The 6,000-nt window shown below is 37.5% G+C and carries 6 protein-coding genes; all 6 read right to left on the bottom strand.

Features of this window, described 5'->3' with window-relative positions:
- Positions 1 to 76 precede the first annotated feature (76 nt).
- The gene (locus ACLNCW_RS00980) at positions 77 to 994 is read right to left on the bottom strand and encodes a bifunctional riboflavin kinase/FAD synthetase (protein WP_084927290.1); all 918 of its coding nucleotides are present in this window, start codon (positions 992 to 994) and stop codon (positions 77 to 79) included.
- Between the two features lie 257 nt (positions 995 to 1,251).
- On the bottom strand, positions 1,252 to 2,112 hold the full coding sequence (locus ACLNCW_RS00975; protein ID WP_424845204.1) for a methionyl aminopeptidase: 861 nt from the start codon (positions 2,110 to 2,112) through the stop codon (positions 1,252 to 1,254).
- A 15-nt stretch (positions 2,113 to 2,127) separates the two neighbouring features.
- Entirely contained in the window at positions 2,128 to 3,405 is a 1,278-nt protein-coding gene (gene spxR / locus ACLNCW_RS00970) for a CBS-HotDog domain-containing transcription factor SpxR (protein WP_261080612.1), read from the bottom strand.
- Positions 3,398 to 3,949 carry a GNAT family N-acetyltransferase gene (locus ACLNCW_RS00965; protein WP_261080707.1) on the bottom strand — a complete coding sequence of 184 codons (552 nt, stop codon included), beginning with the start codon at positions 3,947 to 3,949 and terminating at the stop codon, positions 3,398 to 3,400. The genes spxR and ACLNCW_RS00965 overlap by 8 nt, the downstream gene beginning before the upstream one ends.
- 15 nt (positions 3,950 to 3,964) lie before the next feature.
- On the bottom strand, positions 3,965 to 5,224 hold the full coding sequence (locus ACLNCW_RS00960; RefSeq protein ID WP_424845203.1) for a UDP-N-acetylglucosamine 1-carboxyvinyltransferase: 1,260 nt from the start codon (positions 5,222 to 5,224) through the stop codon (positions 3,965 to 3,967).
- Positions 5,225 to 5,769: 545 nt separating this feature from the next.
- Positions 5,770 to 5,979 carry a hypothetical protein gene (locus tag ACLNCW_RS00955; RefSeq protein WP_001110380.1) on the bottom strand — a complete coding sequence of 70 codons (210 nt, stop codon included), beginning with the start codon at positions 5,977 to 5,979 and terminating at the stop codon, positions 5,770 to 5,772.
- Positions 5,980 to 6,000 lie beyond the last annotated feature (21 nt).

The raw sequence follows: 6,000 nt of genomic DNA, 5'->3' as shown, positions 1-6,000 counted from the left end.
GTAGTGACCTCAAAAGTTAGACTAAATCTTCTATCTTTTGGGGTACAGACAACCTCTTTTTTGTTTACTCAATTTCTTAAGACCAATTCCGAGCTACTTCTTCATCTGCCTTTAACTGGTCCACTAATTGGTCGACTGAGTCAAATTTGGTCATATCTCGAATACGATCAAGCCAATAAACCATAACGGTTTCACCATAAATATCTTGATTAAAATCAAAAATGTTGACTTCAAAACGTGCTTCTTCTCCATCAAAGGTCACATTTTTTCCAACACTAGCCATAGCACGATACTTCTGTCTTTGAATCTCAACATCAACCACATAAACGCCATCTGCCGGCATATAAGTACGGTCTAAAAGCACCAAATTAGCTGTTGGATAACCAATCGTACGACCACGAGCATTACCATGGACAACCATTCCTCTTGATGGAAGCGGTACCCCCAAAAGTTCTCCTGCTTCTTTCACATTTCCGTCTAAAATAGCTTGACGAATACGTGTTGAACTAATCTTTCCTTTCTCATCTTCTACAGGTGGGACGATGATAACTTCTCCATCAAAGTAATCCTTTAAATCTTCTGCCGTTTTTTTGTCAGAACCAAATGTATAATCAAAACCTGCAACAATAATTTTGGCATTCATAGCCTTGATATAGGTTGCAAAAAATTCTTCTGCCGTGAGACTAGCGAATTGGCTACTAAAATCAAGGAGATATAATTCTTCTACACCTTCGCGTTTTAATTTTCTTTCACGTTCAGCAGGATTTAAAATATGTAAAAACAAATCAGGATGATAAGGCTCTAAAGCAATCTTTGGAGATTCATTAAATGTCATAACTACGATAGGCAATAAATCCTTTCTCGCAGCCTTGTTGGCAACACGAAATAATTCTTGATGTCCCTTATGTATACCATCAAAATAGCCAAGAACTACGACTGAATCAGATGGTGTGCCAATATCTTTTTGGTTTTTTATAGGAATAGTAATAATCATAAAATAATTATATCATAGTGATAGCTATTTCTGAACCAGAAAATCTGAAATGTCCTTTTTTTAACCTGAAGTGTAGCAGTTTAGAAGAATTTTGTTTTTGAAATCTTAATAAAGAACAAGAGATTGAATTAAAAATCTTAAAATCAGAAAAACGCATCATATCAGCTACCTAAAACTTGATACAATGCGTTTATTTAAATATGAAACAATCTACTCCATTTTTCAAAATGAACATCCAGCAGCCTTTTTACTTTTTATTAATAAGTTCCTTCTTCACCTTGGCTAGTCAAGATAACAGGTCCATCTTTAGTAATCACGAATTGGTGTTCATATTGACAAGATAAACCACCGTCAATGGTTTTATGCGCCCAACCGGTCTTCATATCAGTATCAATTTCCCAGTCACCTGTATTGATCATTGGTTCAATGGTCAAAACCATTCCTTCACGGAGACGAAGACCACGACCAGCAATACCATAGTTAGGAACCATTGGTTCTTCGTGCATGGTTGGACCAACACCATGACCAACCAAATCACGTACTACACCGTAACCACGACTTTCAGCGTATTCTTGAATCGCTGCACCGATATCACCGATACGATTTCCAACAACAGCTTGCTCGATTCCCTTGTACATGGCTTCTTTGGTCACATTCATCAAGTTTTTCACTTCTTCGGACGGTGTACCAACAGCATAAGCCCAACACGAGTCTGCTAAACCACCAGAGTAGCTCTGAGTGTATTTTTTCATTTGCTCCACATTGTTGAAGTTTAGTTTTGAGACATTCAGGTCAGATTTAGCAATAGGACCTCCCAAAACCATATCAACATTGAGTAAATCACCATCTTTCAAGATATAGTGACGAGGAAAAGCGTGAGCTACTTCATCGTTAAGAGAGCAGCAGGTAGCATAAGGATAGTCCATCATAGCACCGTCAACACCAATCTGAAGCGGAAGGAAATTTTCTTCCTTACAACGACGGCGGACATACTCTTCAACTTCCCACATATCTACGCCAGGCTTAATCAAATCACGTAAGCCGATATGAATGCTTGCTAGAAAATCCCCAGCCTTGTCCATAGCTTCGATTTCACGAGCTGATTTTAATGTTATCATTTTTTCTCCTAGTTTCTAATTAATTTTAACGGTCACATTTGCTTTTGAAACAATCTGGTGACCATGATAAATATCATAATCGATAATAGCTGACCGTCTCGTATGATGGATAATACGTGCTTGAATACGCAGTATATCATCTATCTGAACAGCCTGTAAAAAGTAAATCAGCATCTGCTCAATAATGAGATTTCGACCACTATTAACAACTAAATCTTGGGTCATGTGGGTCAAAATTTCTGCCAATACACCATTAGCCAAAACACCGTTCTTCTCAAGCATAAAGGGTTCCACTGTAATGACTACTTCATCATGATGATAAGAAAGTTTTTGTCCAATCTGCTCAGAAAAAGTAGGTAGAGCAGAAACTTGGGAACGACTCATCTTCTCCATGACATCTCGTCTAGTTATAACGCCAAGTAAGGTTTGATTACTTCGAATAACTGGTACCATTTCAAAGTCTTCAGCAATCATCCGTTGACTCACATTGGCAATATTTGTCGATAATCCAACTAAAAATAGACTGCGGGACATGACCTTATCAATTGTGGTACTTGGTGACTTATCACCAGCGTCTCTCATGGTTACAACGCCCACAACAACCTGATGTTGATTAATAACAGGGAAACGACTGCTACGATTCTTACGTACCAAGTCCAAATAATCTTTAACAGTGTCGGTCTCTCTCAGAAAACCATATTCATGACTCGGACGGTACAGTTTCTCAACTGTCAAAATATCTGTTTTGATTTGAACATTTGACAAGGCTTTATTGATCATGGTCGCAACGGTGAAAGTATCATGCTTGCTTCTTAGAACAGGAATTCCTTTTTGATTGGCCAGTTTAATGACATCATCATGAACCTGAAATCCACCTGTAACCAGAACTGCATTTTCATTTTCCAGCGCTAATAATTGAATACGAGTCCGGTCTCCGACAATCAAGAGCCCCCCATCATGAAGGTAAGATAAGATATTTTGCTCAGTCATGGCACCGATTGAGAACTTACTAAACTCTCTCTCTAAACCTTCTTGACCAGCTAGAACCTCAGAAGAAGTCACTTCTGCAATTTCAGCAAAAGTTAATCTTTCAATGGCAACTTTTTGTGATTTAACACGGATAGTACCACTTCTAGGACGGGTTTCCACAATTCCACGGTTTTCAGCTTCTTTAATGGCCCGATAAGCCGTTCCATCACTGACTCCCAGATGATTGGAAATGCTACGAACACTGACCCTTTTACCAACGGGTAATTCTTCCAAATAACTTAGAATTTCTTGGTGCTTACTCATTGAATTCTCCTTTTACATACCGAAATTCAAGATAATCCCGCATTTTTCTTGTGTAGCGATCACTTCCTTTAAACTGACGAATCAATCGAAATCCAGCCTTAAGAGCAACCCTTTGGCTAGCTTCATTTTCAAGGTGAGTAATGATGGCTAATTGTTTTAAACCAAATTCTTCAAAAGAAAGCTGACATAGTTTTTTTACAACTTCTGTCATGAAACCTTGAGACCATGCATCTTTTCTCAAAAAATAGCCAAGCTCTGCTTCTTTTTTGATTTCATCTAACTTCTCAAATTTAATAGAACCAATCATTTTTTCAGTTTTCTTGTCACAAATAGCCCATACTCCTAAAGGAGCCTTCATAAAGTAATTAGCCAGTGCATATTGGCTTTCTTCCAGACTTGCCTGAGTCGGAAAAATAAATTGGAGATTTTCGGGATTTGAAGCTATCTCATGAAAGTCTTGACTATCACTAAAAAAGAAAGGACGCAAATACAAGCGATCCGTTTCAAAAAAAGAAAACATTGCTAATTTGGTCCAAATATTCATAATCACCTCTACGGTTTATTCTTCAACAAGTGTAATATCCGCTCCTAGATTACATAATTTTTCAATAATATCTGAATAACCACGTAAGATGAACTCAATATTTGTAATTTCAGTTTTACCTTCAGCCATCAAACCAGCAATGACAAGTGCGGCCCCAGCTCTAAGGTCAGTAGCTTTTACATTTGCCCCACGTAAACTACGTCCACCGTTATATAAAATATGGTCATTTGTAGTCGTAATATCCGCGTCCATCTTTGCTAGTTCAAAAACATGGTTTACACGTTTCTCATAAATGGTATCAATAATGGTACCACGCCCTTCCGCTGTTAACAAGAGAGGAGTAATTGGTTGTTGCAAGTCAGTAGCAAAACCAGGATAAGGAGCTGTCTTAATATTGATTGCTTTCAAATTAGACTGTTCCTCGACAAAAATGCTGTCTTCAGATACAGTCATTCGAACTCCCATTTCTTCCAACTTCGCAATGAAACCTTCTAAGTGTTCGTATAGTACATTATTAATACGAATTCCCTTACCAACTGCAGCAGCTAAGGAAATATACGTTCCAGCTTCAATACGATCTGGAATCACCTGATGACGCGTTCCGTGTAATCTTTCAACACCATCAATAATGATGATATTGGTTCCTGCACCACGGATATGGGCACCCATATTATTCAAGAGAGTAGCTACATCAATAATCTCAGGCTCACGGGCTGCATTTTCAATAATAGTACGACCACTTGCTTTAACCGCAGCAATCATCGTATTAATAGTCGCACCGACACTAACCGTGTCCATGTAGATACTTGCGCCGTGAAGTCCTGTATCTTTGGCAGATAACTTCATGTTATCTCCCTCGTAGCTGACAGTTGCTCCCATAGCTTCAAAAGCCTTAAGGTGTAAGTCAATAGGGCGAGGTCCCAAATCACATCCACCAGGTAAACCAACAGTAGCTTCACCAAAGCGACCTAAAAGACTTCCATAAAAATAATAAGATGCACGAAGACTGTTGATTTTCCCATAAGGCATTGGAATATTTTGAACACCTCTTGGATCAATCTCCAATACATCGTCATAACGCTTAACGGTAGCACCCATTAACTCCATGATTTCGACAAGACTAGCAACATCAGAAATATCAGGTACACAATCTAAAGTCACAACATCATCTGCCAAAATAATAGCCGGAATTAAAGCTACAACACTATTTTTTGCGCCACTAATGGTAATCTCACCTTGCAGGGGCAAGCCACCATTGATAACAATTTTTCTCATTTTAAATTTTTAATACTCTTTCAAAATTTCTAAAAAGGTCCTACGTTAAAGTATACCATAATTTCACCTTTTTTTCTATCATTTTCAATTATATTAGCTGAATCGTATTTGTATTAACTTACCTTTTTTAAAAAGTTATGCCCCTTTTTTGCCCCCTGAACAGAAAAAAAGCCCTTCGGATCAAATCCGAGGGGCTAGAAACGTTGTTAAATCAACGGCCGAACTTTTGAATTTCAAGGTTCGGGATAAAATAGTTCACTGAACTATTTTATTTTTTAAGGTTATCTTCCTATTATCAGATACTAAAAAATAGGCCTAAGCCTACTCAATATCTAACTTGATTTTCTCAAAAACGATTAAATTCAAATAAGTTGAGAAAACATAAAGGGTAACAAAAAAGGACTTAAAATGATGAGTTCAGCAGGCAAGAAACTAGCACGGTCAAACGTGCTTTTTTATTGCTGATAGGTTCATTATACCACGTAGTATATAAAAGGCAAAAATAACTCATATCAAAAAGCACTTAGATTTCTCTAGGTGCTTATTTAAATCGTTTCAAGTTTTAGACTCTTGACAAATTCATCCCATTCGGCATCTAACTCCTCAACAGTTTTATTCTTATTTCGTTCATAGGCTTTTTTTAACAATTCATCCAGATTGTCGTCTTCGCCTTCTGGCCAATCATAAATATCTTTTTTAACCATATCATTCAATCCTTCCAAATTCAAAGTCGAATGCTTGAGATAATAATTCAAGAGTTTTCTCTTGTGCTACAA

The organism is Streptococcus sp. CL6.22, from assembly GCF_049738055.1.
GTDB lineage: Bacteria > Bacillota > Bacilli > Lactobacillales > Streptococcaceae > Streptococcus > Streptococcus mitis_DJ.
This window is presented reverse-complemented; position numbering and strand designations above follow the sequence as displayed.

Coding starts and splice junctions, on each gene's coding strand:
- ACLNCW_RS00980 (WP_084927290.1), bottom strand. CDS start 994: ATGATTATTACTATTCCTATAAAAAACCAAAAAGATATTGGCACACCA.
- ACLNCW_RS00975 (WP_424845204.1), bottom strand. CDS start 2,112: ATGATAACATTAAAATCAGCTCGTGAAATCGAAGCTATGGACAAGGCT.
- spxR (WP_261080612.1), bottom strand. CDS start 3,405: ATGAGTAAGCACCAAGAAATTCTAAGTTATTTGGAAGAATTACCCGTT.
- ACLNCW_RS00965 (WP_261080707.1), bottom strand. CDS start 3,949: ATGAATATTTGGACCAAATTAGCAATGTTTTCTTTTTTTGAAACGGAT.
- ACLNCW_RS00960 (WP_424845203.1), bottom strand. CDS start 5,224: ATGAGAAAAATTGTTATCAATGGTGGCTTGCCCCTGCAAGGTGAGATT.